The 22982-nt window shown below is 51.8% G+C and carries 20 protein-coding genes; 4 read left to right on the plus strand and 16 right to left on the minus strand.

The window, feature by feature from the left end:
• Positions 1-314: 314 nt before the first annotated feature.
• The 4 genes from ACYJ11_RS18545 to ACYJ11_RS18560 form a co-directional block, all read right to left on the minus strand.
• Positions 315-2987, minus strand: coding sequence for a VirB4 family type IV secretion system protein (locus ACYJ11_RS18545; RefSeq protein ID WP_461648936.1), 2673 nt, complete (start codon positions 2985-2987; stop codon positions 315-317).
• Between the two features lie 124 nt (positions 2988-3111).
• On the minus strand, positions 3112-4173 hold the full coding sequence (locus tag ACYJ11_RS18550) for a hypothetical protein (RefSeq protein ID WP_064289180.1): 1062 nt from the start codon (positions 4171-4173) through the stop codon (positions 3112-3114).
• Between the two features lie 244 nt (positions 4174-4417).
• The gene (locus ACYJ11_RS18555; protein ID WP_461648937.1) at positions 4418-6148 is read right to left on the minus strand and encodes a hypothetical protein; all 1731 of its coding nucleotides are present in this window, start codon (positions 6146-6148) and stop codon (positions 4418-4420) included.
• Positions 6149-6183: 35 nt separating this feature from the next.
• Entirely contained in the window at positions 6184-6546 is a 363-nt protein-coding gene (locus tag ACYJ11_RS18560; protein WP_155120785.1) for a hypothetical protein, read from the minus strand.
• A 301-nt stretch (positions 6547-6847) separates the two neighbouring features.
• Between ACYJ11_RS18560 and ACYJ11_RS18565 the strand changes: the two genes are divergently transcribed.
• Positions 6848-7102: a hypothetical protein gene (locus ACYJ11_RS18565; RefSeq protein WP_461648938.1), complete on the plus strand. Its 255-nt coding sequence runs from the start codon at positions 6848-6850 to the stop codon at positions 7100-7102.
• A gap of 52 nt (positions 7103-7154) precedes the next feature.
• Here ACYJ11_RS18565 and ACYJ11_RS18570 read toward each other — a convergent pair whose 3' ends face one another.
• The 3 genes from ACYJ11_RS18570 to ACYJ11_RS18580 are packed head-to-tail and all read right to left on the minus strand — an operon-like array spanning position 7155 to position 9415.
• Positions 7155-7688 (minus strand): hypothetical protein, encoded by a 534-nt coding sequence (locus ACYJ11_RS18570; RefSeq protein ID WP_064289182.1) that lies wholly within the window; start codon positions 7686-7688, stop codon positions 7155-7157.
• Between the two features lie 49 nt (positions 7689-7737).
• Entirely contained in the window at positions 7738-8361 is a 624-nt protein-coding gene (locus ACYJ11_RS18575) for a hypothetical protein (protein ID WP_064289183.1), read from the minus strand.
• A gap of 28 nt (positions 8362-8389) precedes the next feature.
• Positions 8390-9415 (minus strand): hypothetical protein, encoded by a 1026-nt coding sequence (locus ACYJ11_RS18580; protein WP_461648939.1) that lies wholly within the window; start codon positions 9413-9415, stop codon positions 8390-8392.
• A 289-nt stretch (positions 9416-9704) separates the two neighbouring features.
• On the opposite strand from ACYJ11_RS18580, the gene ACYJ11_RS18585 reads away from it, so the two are divergent.
• The gene (locus tag ACYJ11_RS18585) at positions 9705-10424 is read left to right on the plus strand and encodes a hypothetical protein (RefSeq protein ID WP_461648940.1); all 720 of its coding nucleotides are present in this window, start codon (positions 9705-9707) and stop codon (positions 10422-10424) included.
• A 36-nt stretch (positions 10425-10460) separates the two neighbouring features.
• On the opposite strand, the gene ACYJ11_RS18590 is transcribed toward ACYJ11_RS18585, so the two are convergent.
• From ACYJ11_RS18590 to ACYJ11_RS18605, 4 genes are all read right to left on the minus strand, one after another.
• Positions 10461-10829: a hypothetical protein gene (locus ACYJ11_RS18590; RefSeq protein WP_461648941.1), complete on the minus strand. Its 369-nt coding sequence runs from the start codon at positions 10827-10829 to the stop codon at positions 10461-10463.
• A 36-nt stretch (positions 10830-10865) separates the two neighbouring features.
• Positions 10866-11840, minus strand: coding sequence for a hypothetical protein (locus ACYJ11_RS18595; RefSeq protein ID WP_461648942.1), 975 nt, complete (start codon positions 11838-11840; stop codon positions 10866-10868).
• Between the two features lie 150 nt (positions 11841-11990).
• Positions 11991-12428, minus strand: a complete 438-nt coding sequence (locus tag ACYJ11_RS18600) for a hypothetical protein (protein WP_461648943.1) — start codon at positions 12426-12428, stop codon at positions 11991-11993.
• A gap of 95 nt (positions 12429-12523) precedes the next feature.
• The gene (locus ACYJ11_RS18605; RefSeq protein WP_461648944.1) at positions 12524-13063 is read right to left on the minus strand and encodes a metal-dependent hydrolase; all 540 of its coding nucleotides are present in this window, start codon (positions 13061-13063) and stop codon (positions 12524-12526) included.
• 395 nt (positions 13064-13458) lie between these two features.
• Between ACYJ11_RS18605 and ACYJ11_RS18610 the strand changes: the two genes are divergently transcribed.
• Positions 13459-13962, plus strand: a complete 504-nt coding sequence (locus tag ACYJ11_RS18610) for a hypothetical protein (RefSeq protein ID WP_155120788.1) — start codon at positions 13459-13461, stop codon at positions 13960-13962.
• Positions 13963-14012: 50 nt separating this feature from the next.
• Here ACYJ11_RS18610 and ACYJ11_RS18615 read toward each other — a convergent pair whose 3' ends face one another.
• On the minus strand, positions 14013-14774 hold the full coding sequence (locus ACYJ11_RS18615; RefSeq protein ID WP_461648945.1) for a presenilin family intramembrane aspartyl protease: 762 nt from the start codon (positions 14772-14774) through the stop codon (positions 14013-14015).
• Between the two features lie 60 nt (positions 14775-14834).
• Positions 14835-15356, minus strand: coding sequence for a hypothetical protein (locus ACYJ11_RS18620; protein ID WP_461648946.1), 522 nt, complete (start codon positions 15354-15356; stop codon positions 14835-14837).
• Positions 15357-15623: 267 nt separating this feature from the next.
• On the opposite strand from ACYJ11_RS18620, the gene ACYJ11_RS18625 reads away from it, so the two are divergent.
• Entirely contained in the window at positions 15624-18959 is a 3336-nt protein-coding gene (locus ACYJ11_RS18625; protein ID WP_461648947.1) for a helicase C-terminal domain-containing protein, read from the plus strand.
• 176 nt (positions 18960-19135) lie between these two features.
• On the opposite strand, the gene ACYJ11_RS18630 is transcribed toward ACYJ11_RS18625, so the two are convergent.
• From ACYJ11_RS18630 to ACYJ11_RS18640, 3 genes are all read right to left on the minus strand, one after another.
• Positions 19136-19921 (minus strand): DNA polymerase sliding clamp, encoded by a 786-nt coding sequence (locus ACYJ11_RS18630; protein WP_461649034.1) that lies wholly within the window; start codon positions 19919-19921, stop codon positions 19136-19138.
• 620 nt (positions 19922-20541) lie between these two features.
• Positions 20542-21630: a radical SAM protein gene (locus ACYJ11_RS18635; RefSeq protein ID WP_461648948.1), complete on the minus strand. Its 1089-nt coding sequence runs from the start codon at positions 21628-21630 to the stop codon at positions 20542-20544.
• A gap of 89 nt (positions 21631-21719) precedes the next feature.
• Entirely contained in the window at positions 21720-22964 is a 1245-nt protein-coding gene (locus ACYJ11_RS18640; RefSeq protein WP_461648949.1) for a hypothetical protein, read from the minus strand.
• Between the last annotated feature and the right edge of the window lie 18 nt (positions 22965-22982).

Raw genomic sequence — 22982 nt, forward strand, 5'->3', positions numbered from 1 at the left:
ATTCCGTTGCTATTCAGACCGAGAAGTGTCAGTTGTGGTATCATGCTCTCTTATTAGGGTGGATTTGCACTGGCAGAGTGGTCACACTTTTTTGTGACTCGTTAGAACTTTGTTCCAACTTGTGCATTATCAGTCTACCGGTGGGGCGGCTATCAGCCGACGTGGCGGTAGTTTACCCGCGAGTCCTAAACAATGAGCACAAAAATGGTTGCTTCCACTTTCAGGAGCACACGACAGTGGCGGTCTAGGCAGTCACTTGAGGTGGCTGCTGTGTTGGTGTCCGTTTAATGATTTGGACCGGTTTTGCCGGCGGGTTACTGTTCGTCATCTTCGGACGATCCGTTACTACCAATCGGCACCCGCTCGAGCAGTTGATGTATCAGACTTGGGTCAGTTTCCTCTGCCTCTTCGTGCTCTTTGGTGGGCCCGGAGATATTATTCTGCTCTTTGACCACGTCATCAAGAGAGATGTCATCGGGGGCGGTTCCCCGGATATCCTCGCCCTCCCCACTGAGTGAGTTGTTTTGTGGGTGTTCCTGCAGATTGGGTTGTTCTTCTGGAGCAACAGCGTTTTGTTCAGTCTCAGATCCATTGACTTCAACAGATTCAGCTTGGCCACTACCAGAAACACGGAAGGGGTCACGGGTTGATGTCTTACCTGAATCCTCGGAGTCCTCCGGTTCGGGGTCGTGCCTGACGGTCTGATTCGCTTCCGTAAGGTCATCGGGATTCTCGATTTGAGTGAGCGGCTTGTCCTTTGACGGTTTGGCGGGATCTGTCGAAGGTGCCATTGGTTCGCTGATGTCCTGGGTCTGAGGAACCGCATCTTTCAGATGGCTACTATTACCGACGTCTGTTTCGTTTTCTAGCAAGCCTTGCTGTTTGAGATATCCCTCTGGATCGAGGTCTTCCTCAAGCATATGTCGTTCATACGGTCCTGCATAGATTTCCAAGCGGCGGCGACCGTGCTCAGACGTCGACAGGAGACATTCTGAGAAGTTCGAATTTTGACCACGCGCTGCCTGCCGGAGGAACCGCGCTTCTTCCTCGCTGAAATCGAAGTAGTTGATTACCTCTGGGGATACATTCTCTTGGTAGAACAACTGTTTGATGTCGCAGTTGTCGTAGATCTCTTTCTTCTGGTCGTGGCCGAGGAACTCGTCTGGCGTCTGTGAAATAAGCGTCAGTCCGGCATCGAAGTGGCGTGCGTGACGGATGAAGAGGTTGAGTAGGTTTCGCGCACCGGGCCGCCCTAAGAGGTAGTGGACCTCTTCAAACGTTACGTCAGTCCGTTTTGGACTTCTTCGTGTCTCCTGATACGCCCAGTCTAGCATCGTGTGCATGATAAGCGGCATTTCGCCAGTGTCAGCGAAGGACTCCATATTGAAGCAGACAATCCGGTCATCGAGCTCAATATTTGTCTGCCCATTTAGATTATTATTTACTGACCCCGCTTTGAACGACTCGAATTTCGGGACCAGCTCTTGGGCAATTTTGACGTGCTGGTCCGAGGGGTCCATCATAATTTCTCGAACGCGTGGGGGACAGAGATCAAGAGTCCCGGCCCCGTCCGCCATCTCTTCATTGATCGGTGAGGAATCAGATTCCAGACCGCCCTGCGCAATGATACGGACGCCTTCGATTACGTCGTCGATGATGGGGGACTTGTTATCAAACGTCTCTGGATCGGAGGTGATCCCCATCTTCGAATATGCATAGTGTATACATTGCGTGATTACACCCTCCTCACCTGCTCTCATTCCACCCCGACTGGATTGGGCGAAATAGGTCTTCAGTATCTCTATGGCACTGCGAACTTTCGTCGTGTAGAGATCTTCGGGAGACTCACCGCCACTCGGCGGCTGGATGTCGAGCGGGTTGATTCGGTCGTCTCCGCCGAATTTGATAACAGTCCCACCTACCTTTTCGGTAAAATCGACGAAGTCGTCTCCAAGCGGGTCAAAGACGATGATACGGAGGCCAGGGTCATTTAGTAAGCGACGGTATAGCGCGAGTTTCACTGAGTAGGTCTTGCCACCACCAACCTTTCCGGTGACCACTTTCGAGTGACCACTGAGGCTAAATCGGTCGACAATAACTGGACGCTTGCTGTCGTCGAATCCCATCAGAACTCCGTCTGGCTGATTGACCGGTGGTTCGACGAAATTAAAAAATGTCGCGAGCGCCTCCAACTGGACTGTATTGTAGTTCCTAATTGGGTCGGTTCCGACCGGAAGCATCGACTGCTGGCTTTCGATCTGTCGCCCTTCGATAGGCGTGAGGTCCATTCCCTGTTCGCTTACTGTCCGCTGGATGTTTCGGCTCGCTTCTTCCATCTCCTCAAGCGTCCGTCCATGGACTTCCATATAGAAACCGACGTTGAACAACTTGGTTGTTCCCTCAATGACGCTTCGGAGTAGGCGTTCCAATTCTTTGCGTTCGTGCTCTTCCTCATAAACGTCAGTCCGGCCACGTCGCTTCTTCCACTGAATTGCGCTCTTCATCTGCGTAAGGCGCTGTTGGAGCTTGCCTTTCACAGATGCCGTTTCGCGGGGCTTGATCTGCATTGAGAGACGGATGTCATGTTCCGAGAGGGTAATCGGGACGAGCCAGCCAGGAGTCACCAGACGAGGCATTGAGGTCGCGGTGAGCACCTGGTAGAAGTCTCCGTCGCGGGTATGCCATTTCGTATCGCGCTCCATATTACTCGGTGCGACGATAGAGCGATCAACCCGACTACGTTCTGTGCCGCTCTCAAATGCGGAGTACAGTTCGACATCGTCGTCGACATTTCGCAGGTAGTACGCGGCTTCCTCGATATCGTCACGGGTTGTATCTCGACCGATTGCATCGAGATAGTCTATTGCATCCTGTAGTTCCGTGCCGCTCAAGGAATCGATGTCTATCCTGCCTCCACGCTCCCTGCTGCTATCGTCTTTGATGCCGATGAACTCTTGGAATTTGTCTCGGATTTCGTCTGGATTCATTGTAGTATCTTGATTTCGCTGGTCACATGCGGACCAAGGCAATTATCGGGCTCTGCAGGTGACTGTTGCTTATGCCTCTAATCTTCTTGTTCGTACATTAGTCTGTGGGTGAATGAGTGCAAGATTACAGTACAGACTGCGTGTCTATATCTTCCATGTCGCTCTCGGATGGTGCTTTGGTAAGGAGCCCGTGGTTGAAATTCTCCGGAGGACGCCGACCCTTGTAGTAGTAGTAGAGGATTTTGAGTGTGTCTTCCCGTTCGTTGATGATATCGGTGCTCACGCCTGTTCGTGGAAGGGCGCTGGTTACGCTTTGGGCTCTCGACCAGAGTTCGTCGTATCGCTTCTCTTGGTCGACATCGTCGCTAGTCGGGTTGATGCGGTCCAGAAAATTATCACTGGCATCCTGTTCGTTCTGCTTGTGTTTCTGAGCGGTTACCATAATGAAGTGACGGCGGTCGCGGATATCGCCCATTTCGACGACGTTCTCTAACCACTGTGCGTGTTGGATTCGACCGTATTCGAGTAGTTTGCTTTCAGTGTCGATTTTGTGGTTGTTGGATTCTTTAAGACTCTCAGTATAATCGTCTGCATCGTACGGTATCGGAAGTGTGAATATCTGAATCGGGCTTTTGATACCCATCAAGAATTGTGAGAACGACTGGTAAACCGCTTGCCGTGATTGCTTGTCGAGAATGAGCCACGGTCGGGCTTCAATCTCGATGATAAGGGAGTATGCCTCGTCTGTCTCGATGACGCCATCGTCGTGTATTGCCTCGAAGTCAAGGTTCTCGATAGTGTTTTCGTTTCCAACCATAGATTCGTTTGTTTGAGTCTCAGCCGGGTCTTCGTCTGTGATACTGTTCATTTCACCAGTCTGGATTTCAACCGGGTCGTCGTCAAATTGGACGGGCTTCCAGTAAAACGAGTCGGGGCCGAGCTTGAATTTTATCATCCCGATCAGCCACGCAGCTGGGTTCTGGCCAGAGGGGGTGCGGATGTAGACTGAGATGCCAATCACCGCTCCCAAGATGACGATTGGGCCGAAGATTATCGCTGGGAAGTTCAGTACGGTCAAAATAAGACCAGGGGCCATCGGGACTGCAAAAGCTTGGATGAGCCGTTGGACTGAGAAGCCAAAGAGCTTTGTCTTGAGGAGTTTCTCTGCTACCGGTACCGGCTCCATATATATATTCCATCTCCCCCAGTCTAATTAATACCTTCGGGTAGGGTTTCCAGAGAGACAGAGTGAGAGAACAGACTTCCAGCAGATTCTGTTAACAATATAATAGAGTGGCGGAAGGTGAGCGATCTATGCAAGATTGAAACAGCGTAACACTGTTTCAGGCTGATAGGGTGTGTTTGATTCGATTCCCTGCTGAACGCATTCATCTGAGGAAGGATAATAGAGAATTATCAGAAGGTGAGAGCTATTCTTCCCCTGGATTGTGTGAGCCAGCAGTGGCTCCTACAGATATATCGTAGACTCGGAGGTTAGCAGCTGCACTATTATCATTAGATTCGGCTACGAATTCCACGGTAACGTCAGTCCCGGCTTGTTCGTAAATGACCGAACCTGTTTTTGAGACGGTTTGTCCACCGAATGAGCGGGCGATTTCCTTCCGTGTGACAACCTGTTCACCGTCTATGTATACATTAGCATATACTGTGACTGCATGATCCGAAACCGAATCGCTAGAAATTGTTTCAATGTCGTAATTAATGTATCCAGTGTCCAAGGAATTCCCGAGTGTAATATCAACCTCCCTCGATATTGTGAGGGACTGACCACTGGCAGTAAGTGCTAACTCGTTGCCGTGTGACCTCACGGCTAAAGAGGTTGAAGCACTTCCTGCCTTCCAGTTATCCAATTTTCCGTCATTGAAGCCATTATTGTAGTAGACTGGAGGTTCTGCCTCAAGATTTGGGTTTCCTAGTGAGGCTCGACTGTTGTCTCCAGTAAATAGCCAAGCACTCATGTTGAGTATCGAACTAAATAGTAGCACGGAGACCCCTACGATTATAGCAGCCATCATCAGCGATTGTGAGAACTCGGTTCCCCGGAGGCCTTTCGAATAGGCGAATACAACTGCTCCAATCGCTAGTGAGGCGAACATGAGATAATACACTGTTTGAGTCGTGAGCGACAATACTTGGGACAGTACGCCCAAGACTCGGTCATATCCACCTTGTGAATCAAGCTCTTCAGGTCCACTGTTATCAACATTAAGCGGATCGCTTCCTGGAGTAGGAGCAAGGGCCGTGACAGATACATTACTCACACCAACGGTATCGCTGCTAGTCATTCGAAGAGTGATATCTTTACTTTTCGGTTCTATCTGTATCACACTTTCTCCTGACACACCACTTTCGGCTACTGCTGAACCGATCACACGGCCATTATCTACGACCTCGTAAGTCGCTCCGGAGTTTCCGGGCTTAGAATTGATCTCAACATAGATATTTTCTGCCTCCTCATATCTGTTAGGTAATGTTATTTCTTTTTCAAACCCCTTAGAATACAACTTATTTTCACCACTGGGGCTGTACTGAATGTTTGTGGTCGACTGATATCCATCAATGTTATGAGCGAACTCAACGGATTGTACATAGGTGATTTCGTATATTCTACCGTAGATTGTTTGATCTTTACTATGATCGTAATCAATGTAAATGCCCTGAATTTCAGTATTGTCTGAGCTGGCTGTGTAGGTGAATGTCCCGTCGTAGCTGGTACTCTCAGTGAGTTTCTTATCACCGTCGGAGGTACGGAGTACCATCTTCCCATTGGCACCATACTGATTGCTGATCCTTGCATCTAGGGTGACTTCGACAGTCTTCCCTTTATCAATTGTAACAGACTGTGATGGCGCAACTACAAAATCTAAAGAATCGTATCCGTCCCGAACACACAGTTGGCCTCCACAACTTTCTGCTTCGCCATACTGTTTATCTGTTATTTGCGAATTAGCTGGAGGGTTGTCTCTGACTGTTGAATCTGGAGGGGTACCAGTACTATGGCCAATAAAGTCAGCTTCGTACCAAGTTTGCGAAGATAATTCCTGCGCCAAGGCAGGTGATGTGAAAGAGAGAGAACTAATCAGCATTATTATTACGACGAACTGGCCAACTTTTCGAATTGTCTTTGATGCTGTAATCATAAATGAAGCGTATTTTGTGATACTGCTTTTTGCGATTAGACGTTCCCGATGAACGCGGCTGCTTGTAGTAGCACGTCCATTGCTAGAGCCAGCCCAAATAGGATGAATCCACCAACCATGGCAGTGTACCCTCGTTGGGACCAGGAAGAATTGTTACTTCCGAATGCCCAGAGTGTTAGCCCGTGCAGCAGGATGATCGGGCCAAGCAAGTAAGCTATGTTCCTGAGTAATTCGTGGAGCCTCCCTAGAACAGCGATAATCTCAAGATCAGCCACTGAGGTTTGCATCATTACTCCTGTTGTGGCTGCTGCGGAGCCACTAAACACAGTCAACAGAGCAGTAACTCCGATACTTAGCTTAATTATAGTGCTAGTCCTGTTTGTGATTTTCTTGTTCATATTTATTTTCTTACTTGTTAGGTTTCCTGCTGTGGGTCAACCTATAATGTGATTTATTTTACTGGCTTGGTAGCTCCAGTAGTGCCATCTGAAAAAACGATACTCTGGCTGTCAAATAAAGGTTTCTGATTCTATTAGGACTTCTACTATTCGCACCCACAGTTGCTGTTTGATCTATTTCGGGGTCTTAGTATGGGCACGGGACGAGAACTGAGTGAGGACGATCGGTTGTTACCATTCTAATTCTGTGTGGGACGGTAGACCCCTAAGCTTTAGTCGGTCATACCGAGATAGAGTTACTATGGTCGAGTGTAAGTACTGCAATCAAGATATCGACGCCGATGGACACGATGTTCCTGAGTACTTGGATCATCTCGGAGAGTATCACCCACATGATGTTGGAAGAATCGATGAACAACGTCTCCGGATTCAATGGGAGGGGGATCTTGACGAAGCAAGGAGCGTGAGCTATCGGTGGTCTGCTCTCACGATCAGTGTGGCCGCTGCGAGTGCGTTTTTTGTATTCGGTCTTGCAGTCGTCGTGTTGTTCGGTTGAGGAGTCGTTTGATTATGAAACACCGTTACTCTGTTTCACGACTGCGCATGGGTCACGATAAGATGTCGATGAAGATGTATGCTGCTGCGGCAAAGATACGTTCACAGACGGACATCACCATCAAGGCGATACCCGCATAGATGATTCGGACGGCTTTCGTGTGAAATATGCTTCGCCGCTTACTGATGCCCCAGAACCCAGTCCCGAACGAGAATGCAGCCATTCCGATAACGGCTGCTACCTGTGAGAGAATTCCCGCAATCGCGACGGCATCAAAAAGCGGGCCGCTGAAAGTATCGAGGAACTGTTGGGGATACATCGCAGTGTCGTGGTTAATACTGTTCACCTTACCAATCATAGTGAATGTGATCGCACGATAGACTTTCCCCGTAAGAAGTACAGATGCTAGCCCAGCAGCACCGCCAAAGAGCATCCCTCTGTACCGACGATGCTTCGCTGGATTCGTTTTCGTCATTCCGTATCCTATTGCCCCGATGATGATCCCCATCCAGCCTAGAATTTCGGCTGTGATGATGGCGATCTCGTAGAGCTTCCAGGATGTCTTGATGAGTTCTTCGTAGGGCATATCTAGGAAGTGGTGGGGAGGGCCGACGTCAGCTAAGAGTTTTGTGGGCTTAGTTAGTGGCTGTTTCGACTGAGCTTTTGCTTTGGCCTTGGTCCTCCTCAATTAGTTCTTGAACGCGATCAAGAGCATCGATAGCGGCATCTCGGTACTTACCAAGATCGGTGCCGTATACTTCTGCGGCCTTTTTCGCCGCTTCGTTATCTTCGTTTCCGAATCGCTCAAGACGGTTCATTGTCTTCGCAGCAGTGTCTGCCACCCAGTGGTCGTAGAGCGCTTCGGGAATCGGGGTGATGTTGGTCACTCGGATTTTTGTGTTTACGCCACTGTCGCCTTCGAACTTTCCTGTTTTTCCAGTGATGGCAACCATGTCAGGCGTTTCGATCCGACGCATTTTGGCGATGGCGTCAGGCTGGTACTGGCCGGCGTCGATGTGGAATCGTCCTGTCGGGTCGTTGACTTCGCCGTGGATGTATTGGTCGTTCTCAGGGCTGTCGACAATCTCTGCTAGCGTCCCGACAATGAAGACGCGGTTAGCCCATTCTCCAGTGGGGAGGAGGAGGTATCTGGGTGCTCGGTCACCGTCTCCCTTTCGTTCCTCGTGGGTCGCATCTTTGTACTCCCACGCAAAGGTTCTGCGTGCCGGATTCCGTGTCTGATAGTTTGTTTGACTCATTGTTGGATTCGTGTTTGGTTGGTGGTTATCAGGGAAGTTCCATCAGGTGTTCACGGATGGTAGCTAGATCACTGACACTCGGCGGCTCGATGAGTTCAGTTGACTCAACGCTGAAGTTCCGCCCGTGGTTCATCCCGTGAACGTGGAGGTACTCTCCATGGAGTTGTGCTTCAATGTACTGGTCCACGACATTTCGGTCGTTGTGTTCGCGGACAAGCTCTTCTGCGTCTTCGAGTGTGAGGTTTGCTTCCTGAGCGGTTTGGTCTGCATCCAGGATAATCACCCATGTGGCTTCTCCGTCGTCGAGGATGGCTTTTGTCCGGAGATCGATTTCAGCCTCAATATCGCCACAGTCCGGGCAGTGGTCTCGCTGTTTGACGACACGCCCACAGTCGTTATTGGGGCACCGATCGACGAGTCCCATCGGATCTTGGAAGTCGATAATGGTGCCACTCACGGTCTCGGTGTATGTATCGGGATCTATATCGAGAGCATCGTCGCCTTCCAGCTTGGTGACCTCGCTCACTTCACGGAAGTTGAGCTCCATTTGCTCTGCTTCTTCGTAGAGATTGGTGACGACCGGATTAACTCGGTAGCTTTCACCGATTTCAAGACTGATGTCGATTGGGTTTTGCCCGTCAGAGGTCTCCCAGATAGTGAATCGTATGGAGCCAGTGTCGTCTGCGAGACGCCCGGTTTGGATCATCTCTTCTAGGTTTGGGTCATTGAGATCTATAACTGTCCCCTCGAAAGCGATCCAGCGGCCTTCTTCCTCGATATCTCCAGCGACTAACTGTTCATTACTGCCCGATGCTTGCCTGCCAGTCCCACTACCACGAACGAACTTGTAGGGGTCTTCACCCGCATCTCGGATGATTTCTTTTGCGATGACTCGGACGCCATCTTCGGGCTCCATCCGTTTTTGGACGAATTTATCTAGTCGGTCTGCAATCTCGGCCTCATCAACGTTGATTGTGGTGCCGGTTTCCGTTTCGGCAGTGTCGACGATTTCTAAGATGTCGTCGACGTGTTCTTGATGGTTTTTGTCTGTCATAGTACGGATTGGGTGCGTTCCGAAGGCCGGCAGAGCCTCATGCTCCTGCTGGTAGCAACTTCCGTGTCTATGGGCTCCCGTTTCTTCGGTTGCTGTATACTACTCACAGGAGGGTATAAAATGTGTGGGGGTACTGAATAGAGCGTGGGTGGATCTTATCAAACACGGCCACGGTAACTCTTTAGAATGTTAGTTAAGAAACCGCTTTCGAGGCAGTCCTGTGGTGTGCAATGACTGTGATGTCATAGGCCCAAGTACATTTTTGGTACAGGATGACAAACGAGGTGATATGAGCGAGCCTTTGAGGCGAGAGCGAGAACCACGGAATCCAGAGGACGTCTTATTCGGAATCGATTCCAGCGCGGAACCCACTGACGAAGCAAACAGAGCTGGGAAACCAAGCCCGTTTGAGCCCTCATTACAAGCGAGACAAGACGATACCGTACATGTTTACGCGCTTATTCACACGGCTCTACAAGAGGTCGTAGAACCTGCAAAGGATACATTTACTGGGACCACCGATCACAGCGAGAAGGGCTATCAAGTACAGAACAAGGAACCGGAAACTGTGACAGGTTATGCGATTCGATTCGTTCCTGAGTCGATGGCTAACCTCCCAATCTACGATGTTCTCGCATCAGAAATCTTGGAGAGTACTCCATTACTCCACCAAACATTGGAGAGTCTCCCGCTGTGGGCGAGGACAAAACTCCGGCGAGAAGGCCATCTGAGGTGTGCTGGCGAATACAACAGGGAAACGGACCAGTTCGAGACATTCTCACTCGAATGGAAGGACCACCCCACCAATCAAGCAGACACACTCGCTCAGATTCTGAAAGAGGTGGGCAGCGAGCACTTTGTGGCGGCGGTGTACTATTTCTTGTACACGAACGCATCGAAACCGAACGCAAGTCCTGAAGCCCTCGCTTCTCTCCGAGATATTCAATCCTCGAGCGTAATGAATAGCATCCGCGAAGTAGAGGACCGACTAGAAAACTCGTCACTGTGAGCACGGAATCGGAGCGGAATCGGAGCGGAATCAAGTTCAGTCTTCGTCATTGCTAAACGGATTCTCGTCGTGACTAAAGTATCGCTCTTCTTCATAAATATAGAGCAGCGGGATTGCGGTGATAGCGTAAACTGCAAAGATCCCGTAGAGAATAAGTTGTTTTTCGTTGAGTATCGAAAACAGCATTGCGAATGCGGCAGCAACGGAGTACAGGAGAAAATAGAATTGGGCCTTCTCTTCTTTCCATTCGGATCGGAGTATCCGGTATGTCTGAGGCAGACCGTATGTGAGCTGGCCGACTTTCTCGGCGCGGGTCAGTTCCTCTGCTGAGTCTTCCTTGGAATCATCTGGGGGGTCGGTTGAGTCGGCCTCAGAGTCGCCCCCAAAGGGTAGTATGTTCAACATTGGGAGTCGCCTTACTGTACACCTATCGCAGAGGGTCTAATCAAGTTTCCCTTCATCGTCCAACCGGTTCATCACAGCACGATGCTGCTCGTCAGCAGCAGTATCAACGTTACGGCGGTCACCGCCAGCAAAGTTGTCGTCCTCCCAAGGCTCGTCGGGGATGCTACCGGTGGGAGGAGATCCAGCGTGCGAGGTCTCACATTCGAGACAGACCCAGATGGCCACTCCGCCGGTGTGGAGGGACGGGTGACCACCGTCATATTCGTCGAAAACGTGTTTCGTCCTCGCATCACATGACGGGCAAGGGCGATTGCGGATTGTCTTTCCTGATGTGTTTCGCTTCCGATTGTAGAGTGCGGCAGGGACGACCCAGAGCTCCTTTTCAGACTCATCAAGCATAGACTCCAGTTGCTCTTTCTCAGTAATCTCTTCACCACCCTCGCTGAAAATGTATGCCTTCGAATCTGAGAGGGGTGACTCGTCGACACCAAGTGCCTTCTCCACATCGAGCACGCCTCCCCAGTTCGTCTTCTTCTTGGCACACTCAAGTAGCCGCTGCCCGTCCTCGGAGTCGATCGGGACAGCGTCAGGCAGGGTTTCACTCCAACCGGAGGTGAATGTCTTCGATGGTTCGTTGAAGTCGTAGATCAGGTCGAAACTGTCCTTTGAATCACTATCGTCACGCAAGAAGAACGCAGAATTCCCCATCGCAGCTGCGTGGAAGATGTTCGATGCAGGGACGACTGCGATTGCGATATGAGAGAAAGACCACTCGAACTCGGAGTTCGTCCGTGCTTCGGAACCGGACTGTCGGTGGTCGCTACATCGGAAGCGGTTTGGCGGGATTGAACATCCACAGACTTCGCAGTTACTGGGACTGCTTTCACCAATACCCTGCTCGAAGTTTGTTGAGTGCTGGTGGTACTGGCGACCAGAGTGCCGGTGCGTTCCAGCTGAGCCAGGGTTCTCGACGTCCGGAAGGTGGGTGTCGGGGTTTTCTTCGTTATTCATACGCCATCTTTGTCTCCCGTTCGCATTTAAACTTCGCCACTGCGTCAGTTCACTGTCGTTGTGACAGCCTTTTTGAGACGGAGTAGTGGTCGACGTCACTGTAATACAATTAGTACTCATAATAGAGAGAAACTTGGATTCTGGTTTTAGCTAATCGTCGTCCTTGAACAGAGTCCGATCTTGGGCACTGTCTCCATCCAAGGTGATCTGGTCGTCTTCAACGTCGGGCAGTAGGTTCGTCTGCTCGCCCGCGTTCTGGGATTGTGCTTCTGGGCGGTCGTCGCGCATTATGCCGGATGCTTTGGGCTGTTCAAGTCGAGTATCTGGGTCGCGATGACTGATTTCTACATCGAATTGTCCGAGTGTCGTTTCGACCGTCTCTTCCGCGGGTTCGAGAGATCCGTTATCCCCGAACTGCATCTGCTGTTCTGTCTGGATTTTATGCTCTTCAACACCATTTGTATCCTTGGTACCTTCAGAAGTCTCTCCTACGGAGATATCTTCCGAAGAATCGTTGAGGCCAGATTCGATATCCCGAGTTTTAGTGTCTGTACTGCTTGATTCGGCACTGGATGTATTCGTAGACATAGTCTCTTTTTATGGAATGAATTCCTTCACCATCTCTGGGAAGTATAAACAGAAAGAGAGACTAACTCCCTAACAGACAATTGATTCAGGTGTAGCTAGTTAAGAGCGAAAACGCCGGCCACTAGACCGACACTCGTTAGAATACCGAATAAGAGGAGCCCCCAATCCCAGAGATGCTTTGATTCTGCGCTAGCCCAGCCTAAGGCGACTGGTCTTCTTGAGAACGGCCAGTATGGAGTGACTGCGTAATCGTAGGCCTTTATCAGCATATCTCCGAGAAGGTGGGCTGTGAATCCGAGGGCGAACCCGAGTAGCGAGACCGCGAACAGGAGGGGATTGGTGGCTATGCTTTCAAGGAGACCCACCTCGAACGGTGATGACGGTTGCGTGATGGTTGCGATGGTTGTGAAGGACACGGCGAGAACGAAGCTGGCGATGGCCCCGAAGATGACTGTATGAGTGATTCCACGGTGCAAGATGAATGGGATTTGGTGGTCCTTATCTGGAATTCGGTCAGCGAGGAGCGCGGTCCCTACGACGATGACTGTCCAAGGCGGATTTAGTATCAGCCCAAGCAAGAGGGCGAACGGCACGCTTACCAGTAACACAAGTCCAATATGGCCTTTCCTATTCATAACGACCTTCTGAATACCGAATATACCGAGAATAGTGATTTAATAGTTCCTCTCCCTGGAGTCACACCTGAGAAAGCGTTACGCTGGTGTGTATGGCTCAACTCCTGATCAAATCGATCTTAATATCGATGATAGATCCGTAGTCTGTTTGGAGTCCGTTTATCAACCGTTTGAACTGGTTGGTCAGCCAACTGTCGAAGTCGTGGCCGGGTGGAATGTTTAGGTCTGTTCGAGAAGCCACCCATTCGCCGACTGTTCCTTCCCAGATGGATGTGAGGGTGTCGTCGTAGAGAGGAGAATGAAACCGGAGTCACCGCCGCCAACTGCGTCCCCGATGGACTTTTAACCTCGACTTGTGACTATCAATCTGTAAATCCCCTTTGAGTGATATACATATGGACTATGGACCAGGATGTGATCCCCGACTGTTTCAGGATGCGCGGACGTACTGCAATCAGCCTGTACTTGTTGCTCAGTTCATTCCCTCTGAAAGTGTCCGCCCGCCTATCTCACTGCATCTTCTCTTATTTGAAACGAAGGGGCGGGCATATGGACAGGTGATTAGTGAGCTTGAGCAACACCGATTCCCCGAAAATCCCGTTTCTGAGCCGGATTTTGCAGCGAGTATCTTCGATATCGAATATGAGTCACGCGACCACTACGATCCACTTGTAGCACTGGCCGGAACCATATCTGGTCTGCAGAGGACAGCAGAGAGGTTAGGGGGGTATACGCCAATTTTGAATGCCGTTGAAGTGCTAAATGAGAATTATGCGGAAGCAGGTAAGGATTTGGTGAACTATTTTGGAACGCCGCTCTCGAACTTGAAAGGCGAACTAGCGGACACAGATGTTCTTTCTGACGTTATTGCATCCGAGTCAGGACAAAAGCCGATTTAGTGGGAGTTGACCCTGCGAGCTGAATAAAGAAGCTATATTACTAACTACTGTTAGACTGGGAGCCACGATAGGGTGGCCGTGGGGTCTACAAGGAGTCCGACAACAAATCCGAGTAGCGCGCCGGGAACTGAGACCGTGAGTGCTGCGATTGGTCGGGGAAGGTCTGCCCAGATCAGCGCTGCAAGTCCTAAAATACCGCCAAGCGCAGCAAAGCATTGGACCGTTGTGATGGTGACCGGCCCGAAGTGGTATGCTGTACCAACTATACCGGCTCCGACTCCAAGTGCTGCTGGGAGGACAGCGTCTCCGATGCCGAGCATCGTCACGCCGTGGGCGGACCCGTGAAGTCCTTCTAAGCCGTCTTCTCGGATAATATCCCGAAATGAGTCGTATGAGAATTCTGGGGAGTGCGGGAGTAACAGGACAATAGGGAGGCCTGAAAGAAGCATCGTCTGATTCATCTTCTGCATCTTCCCTGTCTCGACTCCAACGACATCGTAGACCAACAGCCCAAGCAAGAAGAGCAACAGCAGGTGGACGGGCAATGTTGTCCCGATTGTGTACGCCGCATAGATGATAATGAAGAAGCTAACGCAGTTGAATGTGATCCAAGTCGGGATTCCCTTGGGGAACCCATGCCGGACGAATAGCGTCCCTCCAATGACTACAACCGGAGAGAGAACGATGACTGGCGAGAGGAACTCAGCGAACAAAACCGGGAAGACAACTCCGGCAGTGAGCATCGCGAGAAGGAGCTGACGTTGGCCTGATTGTGTATAGATATAATTCATGCGGCTCTCGACGTTACTCATGGCTAATTGTGGATTGAACCGGGCGCTATATCAAAGTGCCCCAATAACGGAGTTCGCCTGTTAGAACCAGCCAAGACTGTTGCTTGTGAAGAGGAAGCGGAGAAATCGGTATGAAAGATATGCAATTCCAGCAGTGAACACGTAGTTGGAGCCGATAGCTTTCGTTTTATCGAGGAAGAGAAGGAAGATGATGGCTGGGATGCCCAGAATCGCAATCGGATTCCACCAACGTCGTTTTGTTGCGTTCCAGATGTTCTTCGTGTCCTGACTGCTGGGGAATGCGTGAACGCCCGAGGAAATCCCGAGCCAGATGAGAACGATTATGCCGCCGACTTGGAGTTGTGATAAGCTACCGATGGGCCGAGAGGTCAACATCCCACCAGCGATAGTGAATGTGGTGTATGTGACGGCGCTGTTCAGAAAGAATGGAGCTGTCGAAATGGCGAATGTCGGAAAGTATCCGCGCGGTTCGTCGTGGATGACGTACCCAGAAGGATTGTTCAACTGGAAGTAGCAATGGTCTCTAACTCGAAGGCCGAAGTCTTCAACCATCTCCTTGTGGGCGAGTTCGTGAATGATCACACCGAACGCAGTTGCGATCAAGAGAAGTCTCTGAACTCGATTCCAGCTGGGGATATAGTGTTGTATCATCAGTGAGTTCACCCTGTACGCTGAATTTAGCGTCTTTTTCAGAGTGGACAGATAAAAACTTGCGTGTACACTCTCACATAACTCAGTCATGGACAGGGGATTTTTGAATACATTCGGGGAGTGGTAGCGATATCGGGATGTAGCGTTCACTCAGAGACAAAGGTTCAAGAGTGATAGCGGCTAAAGAATGAGTATATAATGGCACCCGACAACGGAGATGGAAAAGACGACTCTCCTCCGGTTCCCCCCTTTGTTAGGGGTGATGAGTCTCCCGAACCGGAAGTCATCCAAGGTGGTCCTGGTGCGAATAGTTCGGTGTCTGCTAGCGGCGACTCGTCTGAGTCGCGGGGGCTTAAGCGGGTTGACGTTGCTGACCTCGACCGGACGTGGGCACCGTACTTCCGCTACGAATCGGTCTACCAAGATCAGATCGATGCGATTGATACGTTCCTCACTCTTCTGTCACAGAACGGTTATTACGCACTGGAAGGCGCGTGTGGGACGGGTAAGACGCTGGCTGCGGTTACTGGTGGTATCCACGCAATCCGCGACCAAGACCAGCTGACCGAAACCCTCAACGAGGGAGCCGATGAGTTCCCCGACTTCTCCCGAATGCTCGTGGTCACACCGTTGAAGCAGCAGCTAAGACAATTCGTCCGGGAAATGAGAGCCATCAACCAATCTCTCCCTAAGACGAAGTCCCCAGTCCCGACTGTCGTCATCCGGGGCCGGGGAGATATGATGCCGTACGCTTACGTCGACTTGCCGCCGTTCGACCACCATGGCGTCGGCGAGAAGATGGATGATCTACGCGAGATGACGCGCGAAATCATCAAGTTCGGAAGCGACATTCCTCTCGACTGGCCGGAGGATATGTCTCCACCAGAGTTCTCAAAGTCGACCTACAATTGGGAGGAGGCCTCGGTTACGGCGGAACAGCACCGAGAGAAGCTACGGTACGACCCGCAACGAGCAAAGGCTGTCAAGCGCATCATTGCTGAAATGGAACCCGAGACGACTGGGGGCTATGACCGCCTCGTCGTCAACGGCGTAAAAACACCGTACCCCGAGTACGTTCCGCACACGAACGATGTCGTTGATACGGATGTGCTTCAGTCTCGTGGAACAGGGCAACTTCCCTTAGATCTTCAAGGGAAGTTTGATCCATTCTACGCAGGCGCGTTCGCTGACGAGCGGGGACTCCCCTTCGGATTCCAAGATTCGGACAAATACGTCTTCGATCAAGAGTCGCTGTTCACCGCAGCTGCATCTCGCGGGATCTGCCCGCACGAAGCGATGGCAGAGCTAGCGGACGAGGCCGAAGTCGTTCTGGGTAACTACTACCACCTAGCTGATCCCCAGACGCGCCTGCTCACCGAGGAGAAAATCGGCCTGCTTGATTCCGAGACTATTGTTGCCGTCGACGAAGCTCACCAGATTGAGGAGCGTGTCCGCGATATGCTCTCAATGTCGCTGGACATTTACACACTTGATCGCGCGATAAACGACCTCGAAATAGCTCGGCAGTACGCGGTGGGTGATATCCCGAAGACGCCAACACCGAACCTCGACAATAGTGATGCGCGACTCGCAGAGTCGCTCGCAGATGGGGCGCTTGATACGGTCGGTAACTATTCAGTCTCCGTCGACGACCTTGCAGAATCTGAGCGATTGCTCCGGTTTGCCAAGCAGAAGTTGTCTGAGTACGGTTCTGAAGGGCTGAACGAGCGGTATGAGGACGGATCTTGGCAGGAGGCTGTCGAACGGTGGGGTGCCGATCCCGTCGAGAAGGCGCTTGCTGAGCCTGACGACTTCGACAGCACTGACGAATTCACCACGGATGTCATCTCTGAGAACGAGTTCGATACACGCTCATTTCTCAAGGTCTATCCGTCGATGCTGGCCACGAAGTTTGTCTTTGAAGCACTTGAGGAAGCCGGACTCTACGACCGGACGCCACAGGGCGTCGAGGTCGGGAAGTTCTTCAAGCGATGGGCATCGGAGGACTCTGTAGAGTATCACCGAGAAGTGGTACTCGATGACCGGATGAAAGACACCATCCCCACAGAGTTCCCCCAGTGGGTCAAAGCGTGGACGCCAAAGTTCCAGCTCTACAACTGCATCCCGCGCGACGAGCTCAGCGCTGTGTTTGGGGAACTCGGCGGTGGCGTATTGATGAGTGCTACACTACAGCCACAAGACGTATTCGAGGAAGCAGTGGGTATCAACAGCATCCCCTACCCCACAAAAGATGAGGAGAACGACGAGGACGACGAGGACGAGAGCATAAACGTCTCGTCGAAACCGTCGGATAGTTCTGACCTCGATGATTCGGACACTCGCCCGACCGCGTTCGAGCAGTACCCACTCCGATTCCCCCAAGAAAACCGCGTCTCTCTGATCGCGGACCTGCCGAAGTACACCAACCGGAACCGTGGAAAGCAGACACAGAACCCCAGCAATATGAAGCCCGTACGCAAGCAATACATCAACCTCATCAGGAACGTCCTAAAGACGCGGGGGAACATACTCGTCGCGATGCCGAACTACCGAGAAGCCAAGTGGGCATACAACTATTTGAAGGACTCGGGAAAGTCGTACGAGTATTTGGAAGACACAGGAATCTCCAAGCGCTTCCACCTCGACCAGTCCAGTTCGGCACTCGAAACCGACGAGACGCTGGAAGCGTTCTTTGCAGAGGGTGACGCGGTGATCTTCACCAGTTCCCGCAGCACAATCACAGAAGGCGTCGACTACGACGGCGAGAAACTCCACGGCTGTATCGCGGTCGGGATTCCGCTCCTCCCTACGAACTCCAAGCGCATCGACGCGACGATTGCCGCATACGACGAGCGAATCAGTTCCGGGTCTGGGTTCGAAACTGCGCTCACGATTCCTGCTGTCCGGAAGGTCCGTCAGGCATTCGGGCGCGTGATCCGTGGACCGGATGAGGCTGGATTCCGCTTGCTCATCGATGAACGCTATGGGTCTATGGATTGGGACGGTGTGAACGAGTACCTCTCCGAACAAGAGCGACAAGAGTTCCAGACCGTCCGCCCCGAGAGTACGACCCAAGTCCTCTCGACGTTTTGGGACGACATCGACGAGCGCCAGCAGCAAACAGCCCAGGCCGCGACCGAAACAGGCGAACAGTCGAGTGATGCTCAAGAGCCTACAGCTGACGCGACAACCCAAGACGTTGTTCCCACGACCGAGACGGCGACAATTTCGCGAGAAACAAGAGAGCAGACCAGCTCGACTGATTCTACCCCCGACCAAGGTGGGGCGGTGTCGTACTCGAAGATCTACTTTGGTGCTGAGTCGAATCTGTCGAACTGGACACCTATCGAGACAGAGGTGGCCGAGAACGAAATTATCCCGCTTGTGCGTGAACACACCGTAAAAGAAGACGAAGACACAGAGTCCGTCCAACTCAACTTCGCCAAAGAACTTTCCGTTAGCGGCTGGACGCAGGTCGACGCCGAGGTCGTCCACTCCGAAATCGAACCTATCGCAAAACGGGCACGGAAGTAAGAGATTGATCTTCTTCCTTGCTATCGTGAGTTAAGAAGCACCTTTAAAACATAACTAATCGTGGTTTCTCTCGCTGATTGAAGGGCGCTAGCATAGAATAACGGCCTCCAATCCGGAGCCTCGTTGAACGAATTGATGAAACTAGAGTGAGCGCTGCCTGCTCTGTATAGTGTGACCTATTCGGAGGAAATGCGTGGAGCGATCATAAACTCCACGCTCAGCGTCTCTTCTTCGTTGCCGTATCGGAGCTTGACGGGGAACTCGTCGCCTATTTCCATCTCGACAGAGCCGTTGGTCGGAAGAGCTTTCTTGATATTTTTCATATATTCGAGTGAGAACAGGGACGCGACATTATCGCCGATGGATGAATAGATGAGATCTCTGTCGTCCAGTTCGAGTTTGATGTCGTCCGTGTCACCTTCTGCTTCGATGATGAGTTGGTCACTGCTGTGTGCGAGTTGGGTCTTGAACTCGATATGATCAGACACCATATCGGCGGCCTTGATACCACGTTTGAGGTCGCCTGTTTCGACCTTTAACGTGCTGGGAAGGTTCAGATCAGGAATGTCTGGCTCTTGCCGGATCGTGTCGGCGTCGATAAGTGCGAGCGTGTACTCCATACCGTTTACCGTGATATGCAGTTTCCGCTTCTCTGTGTCGTACTCCAGCGTGACAAGTTCGCCACTGTCAGCGAAATTGACGACATCCTCGAACCGAGTCAGGTTGACGCCGAGAACACCGTTTGTCGTGTCGAAACTCTCGAATGCATCGGCGTTCAGTTCTCCATCCACCATTCCAACGTTAGCGTGGTCAACGGCGCGAGCCTGAAGACCATTCGGGGAAGTTCGGATCTTACACTCATCGGCCATGACGGTGAGGCTGTCCAGAAACCTGGCGAGTTCGTCTGCTTCGGCGGTCGCACTGAATCGCTTCGGTGGGTGATTCACCTCTCCGGTCTCCATGGATTCGTCCTCCACATCGACCTCGCTGTCGTCGTCGTCGGCGTCTGTCTCTTCGACGGCTTCAGCCTCAGTCCCATCGGCTTCAGTCATGCTAGGCGAGTTTCCGGTTTCGCTATTTTCCATCTCTGCTGCCTCCGCTTCGTCGATAACTTCCTTTGTGGATTCTGGTTCTTCCTCGACGGCAGGTTTGGTTTCCTTGTCAGCATCCACAGTGGATGCTCCTTCTTTTTCGATCTCCTCTCCTAGCGTGTCGTCGGTGCTGGCCTCGTTTCGGTCCACACTGGCTTCGGAGTCTGCCTCTACCCTCTCTTCAGTTTCTTCAGTTCCGGTATCAAGCTCTTTGCCAGCACTTTCGACATTGGGTTCTGGTTTGGCCTCGGGCTCTTCGTCGTCGGTTTTGGACTCCGTTTCCTTGTTTGGAGGGGTTGGGGACTCGGGCTCTTGATCGGGAGTGTCGAGGCCTCCGGTGATGACGATTCCGGAGTCCGACTCGTTGTTCGATGGCTCTGCAGCACTGCTGCTCTGGGTGTTCGATTTGGACATCTTCTTAACTACCTCTTTGAACGTTCTTCATCTACGGTGGGATGATAAAAACTATACTCAGCGGTTCTCCCAAGCAATCAGACTAACGACTGCTGTTTTGCTGGCGGGTCCGGCATCGGAATGTCGGGGGTACTACGACCAGCGAACTTTTCAGGAGATTGCCGGTCACGCCACGCTTGAAGCCACTCTTTACGCTTGCCTTCGCAGGACTCTACCAGCGCTTTGTCAGGCCACAGGTGGATAGGAAGTTCCAACTCCTCCCCTATTTCCTGCACTGCTTGGAATTGTCGACATGCATATTCACGCCATGCGGAGGGTGATTGAATCTCTGTCAACGCCCGTGCCAATTCAATTTCACCAGCACGTTCGGCGGCGGCGACGGTGAGCTCGAAGTTGTTACCCCGAGGATTGATTGGTTCGTGAAACACGACTCCGGGATCGAGGCAGGCGATTCGTTCCATCAATTGCCGGAGGTCGTTTCGCTCTTGTGTCGGGTATGTTGGGGACATCGACACGAACGTCTGGATACCAGCTTCGTTGAGTCGTTCTAAACCCGCGAACCGTGATTCAACTGGCGGAGCATTCCTTTCTAAGGCCGTCACCTCATCGTTATTCAGAGAGTTAATTGATGAGCCGACAGTTAAGCGGTCTCCAGCGTTCGCAAGTGCGTCGATGCCTCTGGTAGTTACCCGTCCAGCTGGGTCGTGGCGGATTGGGTGTGTTACGGCGTTCATCGGTGCACGAGTAAGCACGCGAACGTGGCGGCCCCTGTCAGTGAGGATACGTACTGCTTGAGTTGCGAGGTTGGCTGCCCGCTGATCCATATATGCATCTGTATGGAAACTGATGCCGATGATTCCCCGACCTTTGTCTGTGCGTTTCCATTTTTGCTTACGTTCTACGGTTCCAGGGAGTTCTGTTGGGATTTGGTCACGATAGAGGACGTACTCACCCCACTCCTCCTGCGGATCGTTTACTTCAACTTCTTCGGCAAGCATCTTCTTTCGTGCTCGGATGTTAGGGGTTCCTGGGACGTAGCACCAGACGCATCCGTGACGACAACCCGAGCAGATGTTCAGCACGTAGTCACAAAGATACTTCTTGTGTAACTTGGACTTGGAAAGTAGCGTCTTTGTCGGGTCTTTGGCTTTTCGTGGCGTGCTCATAACTAGGATTCCTCTGTGGAGCTGAGATTAACTCACACAACACTTCACTCGCCTGTGGAGGTATAAAACTGGTCTCGAAGGTTATTCACTCAGAAGAAATCAGTCAGTTCTTGTCGGACTTTACGGTCGACACTTCCGATGACTGCTTTCGCTTCTCCAAGCGGATTGAACATTGCCCGCCGAACTTGCTCGTAGCCGAGGCGATTCGGCATTGCGGTCCCGTGGAAGGTCAGTTCGATTACGATGCCGCCAGAACGTAGTAGATGATTAAAGCCCTCCTTCGCTAATCGGGAGTGGCCAAGCTGGGTCTTCTCTTCCGGATCGGGCGTCTCGAATGGCAACGTTGATAGGTCGATTTCCGGTATACCTTCCTTGGTTACGTATTCGCCTGAGTACCGGAGATTCGCCTGATATAGGGACCATGGCGGGTCAAATATGATTACATCGAAATCATCGGCTTGGAAGTCAGGGATTGCTGCGAGTTCTGCTACATCCCGGTGATAGTCAGCATCTCGGTCTGGATTCGTGTCGTTGCGAACGATATCCCCGCCTGGCGGTGGTGTGAGTTTAGTAGCACCCGCACAGGCGTTTAGAATCCGGTCTCCGGATTCAAAGTGTGACTCGACCCACGCTCGAATGGTTGCGTCTTCGAACGTCCACCGGCTGAACGGTTGTACTGAGAAGAACTGCGTATCGACATCTTCTCCGACTCGGGCAGAGGACTGTGTTTGGGTGGTTGGTGTCGCGGATTCTGTTCGGGGGGTGGCTGTTGGAACGTATACTAGAGGGGTAGTTTGGAGTGAGCGGAGGGTTGGCGCGAGTTTCGCGATGTCAGTTGAGGCTGGCCCATTCGGTGGGTCAAGTCGGTTGAGGAGTGCGTTGGAGTCTGCTTCCGTTTCCGGTAGTTCAACCGTTAGCTCACCGACTGTCAGAAATGCTGCGTCTCCGACCGTCTTTATCACACCGGACTCCAAGTGGATGAGGTCGCCGGCTTCGATGGCTCCGGCAAGCGCACACACGTTGTCGACGAAGTTAGGCTCGGAGAGAGGTTCTTCAAACCCATCTGTGACGTCTTCTGTCTTCGCGCAGGGGTGTAGCGAGAAGACGTCTCCATCGTTCTGGATGTCGGTGAGCTGGTAGACGTGGTCTTCGTGAGGGCAATAGAAGCGCTCGCCTTCGACGGCGAGTTTCCGGTACCAGAGGCGGTCGTGTTCGATACGTGACGGCCAGTATGGGGCGAGTTCTGATGGGACTGAAGCGCGGTTGAATGGCTCATTCTCGCCTGTGGTGGCAACTCTCATTACTTTAGCCTCTACTCGGGCTGGGGGATACAAACTAACGAGTGAGAATAA

The organism is Haloarcula sp. H-GB5 (assembly GCF_054850705.1).